This window comes from Mesorhizobium sp. M8A.F.Ca.ET.208.01.1.1 (assembly GCF_004791315.1).
In the GTDB taxonomy this organism is placed as follows: domain Bacteria; phylum Pseudomonadota; class Alphaproteobacteria; order Rhizobiales; family Rhizobiaceae; genus Mesorhizobium.
Genome location: NZ_SRUT01000062.1, coordinates 1 through 426, shown reverse-complemented (window position 1 = coordinate 426; position 426 = coordinate 1). Strand labels below are relative to the sequence as shown.

Sequence of the window (426 nt, the reverse complement as noted above, 5' to 3'; positions counted from 1 at the left end):
GCGACCTCATGCCGGGTGAGCACCTCGAAGATGAGATATTCGTGCTCCGGACCGGGCTCATCGATGCGCGCGAACGGCACCGCGTTGAAGCGCGATCGTGGTAGTTCCTTCGTCCAAGGCTTCGAATGCGTGTCAACGAGGTCGTAGAGCGTGCCGACGTCGACACCGGTTTGCGCCCAGTCCCAGATGTCGCCCTTGTTGGGCGCCTCAGGCCAGAACGACCTAATGTCGAGCAGACGGACAGACGACGCCACCGGCCGCAGTTGCGAGCCCACCAGCTGCATGTGGACGCGGCCGACATCATCGTTGTCCGGGATCATGACGATGTGGGCGCCGGCGAGCAGCTCGTTGTAATGCGGCGCCCATTTTTTTGAACCACCAGCATTGCAGGTCGCCGCGATACCTACCGCCCACAGCGCGTCGGCC

Annotated in this window: 1 pseudogene; it reads right to left on the bottom strand. The window is 63.1% G+C overall.

The annotated features are described in order from the left end of the window. Positions 1-426, bottom strand: a pseudogene (locus EN851_RS36605) (hypothetical protein); the annotation flags it as partial.